Here is a 1,310-nt window from a genome sequence, read left to right as displayed (position 1 = left end):
CCCAAGTAGACTTTGGCTACATAGGCAAAGTGCCTGATCCTTCCGGCAAGCTAAAAAAATCTTGGGTCTTTTGTATGGTGCTTTGCTATTCAAGATTAATGTACTGTGAAACAGTATTTGATCAAGAAGTAAAAACCTTTATCAGATGTCATGAACATGCCTTTAAATACTTTGGTGGAGTACCTAAAACCGTTAAGATAGACAATCTTAAAGCTGCCATTCTAGAAGCTAACTTTTATGAACCCGTATACCAAAAGCAATACGAAGAATTCGCTAAATACTATAATTTTTTATCAATACCATGTAGAGTAAAAACCCCTACTGATAAAGCCAAGGTAGAATCCGGAGTAAAATATGTAAAAAACAACTTCTTCAAAGGCCGAAATTTTAAAGACTATGAAGAATACAAAACAAAACTTGACTTGTGGCTTGAAGACATTTGTAACAGCCGTATTCATGGCACAACCAAAAAGATACCCAAAGAAGTTTTTGAAACTGAAGAAAAATCAAAGCTAAATCCCTTACCACATAAAGATTACGATTTTTCCACATGGGTAACTCGCAAGGTAAACACTAACTGTCACATAAGCTTTGACTCAAACTTCTATTCTGTCCCCTACAGTTTCATAAACCAAGAAGTAACCGTACAGATAAGTGACAAGGTAATACGAATATATGGCAATAACGAGCTGTTAGCTACTCATTTAAAACTAAATTCCAAGGGTGAATTTTCCACTAATCCTTCCCATTACCCAAAATACAAGGTGCAAACGAAAACAGAACTTCAATTTTCATACAGAAATAAAATGCAGGAAATAGGGCCTTATGCGTTAAAATTCTTTGACTTAATCCTTGAAAAGCAGCAAAATTACTGGGGAAAGCCAATTTATGGGGTGCTTAAGCTAAAAGAAAAATATGGAAGTCAAGTGATAGAAAAAGCCTGTATGAGAGCCGTTACCTTTAATTCAATAAAGTATCAAACTGTAAAAAACATATGTGAAAAAGGGCTTTACGATTTACCTATAGATATAAGCCAAAGCTTAATAAGCACTTCAAGCCCCGAAGATAGCACCAGACCTCTTTCAGAGTATCAAAAGCTTTTGTATCTGAAGGAGGTGAAATAAAAGATGAACAGTACTCTTTTTAAAGATTTAAGAAATCTAAAACTGTCAGGCATTGCAAAAACCTTAGAAGTTAGAAATGAACAAGCAATCAAAGAAAAACTTTCTTACATGGAGTTTCTGGAACTTTTAATTGAAGATGAACTTGCCAATCGTAAAGACAATAGCTACAAGAAAAGATTTCAAAAA

At 34.3% G+C, this 1,310-nt stretch carries 2 protein-coding genes; both read left to right on the top strand.

The window, feature by feature from the left end; all coding sequences use genetic code 11:
* Nucleotides 1-1,124: IS21 family transposase (gene istA, locus JT739_RS11975; RefSeq protein ID WP_237661361.1), on the top strand; the 1,124-nt coding region annotated here is incomplete at its 5' end.
* Between the two features lie 3 nt (nucleotides 1,125-1,127).
* Nucleotides 1,128-1,310 (top strand): ATP-binding protein (locus tag JT739_RS11970; protein ID WP_237661360.1); only part of this gene is annotated, 183 nt, incomplete at its 3' end.

This window comes from Tepidanaerobacter sp. GT38 (assembly GCF_021991635.1).
Classification (GTDB): domain Bacteria; phylum Bacillota; class Thermosediminibacteria; order Thermosediminibacterales; family Tepidanaerobacteraceae; genus DTU063.
The sequence above is the reverse complement of the archived record's forward strand: the minus strand, read 5'-3'. Positions and strand labels throughout refer to the sequence as shown.